General features: G+C 73.3%; 2 protein-coding genes and 1 pseudogene. All 3 read left to right on the top strand.

Going from position 1 to position 1,944, the window contains the following annotated elements:
- Positions 1 to 351 (top strand): annotated as a pseudogene (locus QH283_RS15765) (hypothetical protein); the annotation flags it as partial.
- The gene (miaA, locus tag QH283_RS15760) at positions 348 to 1,307 is read left to right on the top strand and encodes a tRNA (adenosine(37)-N6)-dimethylallyltransferase MiaA (protein WP_280503744.1); all 960 of its coding nucleotides are present in this window, start codon (positions 348 to 350) and stop codon (positions 1,305 to 1,307) included. The pseudogene QH283_RS15765 and the gene miaA, both read left to right, overlap by 4 nt.
- A gap of 8 nt (positions 1,308 to 1,315) precedes the next feature.
- Positions 1,316 to 1,944, top strand: a 629-nt coding sequence (locus QH283_RS15755) for a TrmH family RNA methyltransferase (RefSeq protein WP_280503743.1), incomplete at its 3' end; no start/stop codon positions are given.

Below are 1,944 nucleotides of genomic sequence, written 5' to 3'. Positions count from 1 at the left end.
GCGCTGGACGCCGAGCCCGAGCCGCACGGCGTGCTCGTCGTCGCCGACGGCGCCACCACGCTGTCGACCGGCGCGCCCGGCTACTTCCGGCCCGAGGCCCCGCGGTTCCAGCGCGGGCTCGACGACGCCCTGGACGCGGGTGACCGCGCCGCGCTGCGCGCCCTCGACCCCGGGCTGTGTGCCGAACTGGGCGTGGGTGGCCGGGCCGCGCACCAGGCGCTGGCCGGGCTGTTCGGGCCCGACGCCGCCGACCCGGTGGTGCGGACCTACTATCGGGACGCGCCGTTCGGCGTCGGCTATCACGTGAGCGTGTGGCGTCAGGGGGACGACCGGGAAGGCAGGTCTCGATGACGGTGCCGATCGCGGTGGTCGGTCCCACCGCCACCGGCAAATCCGATCTCGGCCTCGCGCTGGCCGAACGGCTCGACGGCGAGATCGTCAACATCGACGCCATGCAGCTCTACCGCGGCATGGACATCGGCACGGCCAAGCTGCCGGTCGCCGAGCGCCGCGGCATCCCACACCATCAGCTCGACGTCCTCGACGTCACCGAGACCGCAAGCGTGGCCACCTATCAGCGCAACGCCATCGCCGACGTGGAGGCCATCGCGGCGCGTGGGCGCACCCCGGTGATCGTGGGCGGCTCGATGATGTACGTGCAGGCCCTGCTCGACGACTGGGCCTTCCCCGCCACCGATCCGCGGGTGCGGGCCAAGTACGAGCGGCTGCTGGAGACCGGGGGAGTGGCCGCCGTGCACGAGGCCCTGCGCGTGGCCGATCCTGCCGCGGCACAGACGATTCTGCCCACCGACGGACGGCGGATGGTGCGCGCGCTCGAGGTCGTCGAGCTCACCGGCAAGCCGTTCGCGGCCTCGGCGCCCGGCATCGGGGAGCCGCGCTGGGGCACGGTGATCCTCGGCGTCGACCGCGACACCGCCGAACTCGACGCGCGCATCGAGCGCCGCACCGCGCTGATGTTCGCCACCGGCCTGGTCGACGAGGTGCGCGGCCTGGTCGAGCGTGGGCTGCGCGAGGGCGTGACCGCGCGGCGGGCGATCGGCTATGCCCAGGTGCTCGCTCATCTGGACGGCGAATACGATCTGGCGCACGCCGAGGAACGCACGCTGATCGGCACCCGGCGCTACGTGCGCAGGCAGCGTTCCTGGTTCCGCCGCGATCCGCGGGTGCGCTGGCTCGACGGCGCCGACCCCGGGCTGGTCGACGCCGCGCTACGGGCGATCGACGAGCACAGCGTGATCGACGAGCACAGACATCCCTCCGAACCCACAGGACGGACCGCGCAGTGACCCGAAGGGTGAGCACCCGCAACGCATCCATGCAGCTGTGGCAGGCCTATCTGCACAACCGCAGCAAGCGCAATCGCGACCAGCGGTTCCTGGTGCAGGGCGTGCGTCCGATCACCCAGGCGCTGGCGGCGGGCTGGCCGCTGGAGACCTTGCTCTATCGCCTCGGCGGGCCCGAACTGTCCACCTGGGCGCGCGAGGCGCTCGACACCGCCGGGGTGCCCGCGGTCGGCCTGGTCCCCGAGCTGATCGCCGAACTCGGCGAAAAGGCCGATGCCGCACCGGAACTCGTCGCGGTGGCGATCACGCGTCAGCTGGATCTGGCCGAGTACGCGCCGGGCGAGCCGGGGGAGAGCGCCCCGGTCGTCGTGGTGTTCGACCGGCCCAACTCGCCGGGCAATCTCGGCACCCTGATCCGCTCGGCGGACTCCTTCGGCGCCGACGCCGTCGTGGTCGCCGGCCACGGCGCCGACCAGTACGATCCGCGGGCGGTGCGGGCCTCCACCGGGTCGCTGTTCGCGGTCCCGGTCTTCCGGGTGGCCGGACCCGCCCAGGTGCTCGAGTTCCGCGACCGGCAGCTCGCGCGCGGCATCCCGACCCGTATCGTCGGCAGCGACGAGCGCGGCCCCAGTGCGGTCTT

The organism is Nocardia farcinica (genome assembly GCF_029867845.1).
GTDB lineage: Bacteria > Actinomycetota > Actinomycetes > Mycobacteriales > Mycobacteriaceae > Nocardia > Nocardia farcinica_A.
Note: the sequence above shows the minus strand (reverse complement) of the source record. Positions and strands in the feature narration are given on the sequence as shown.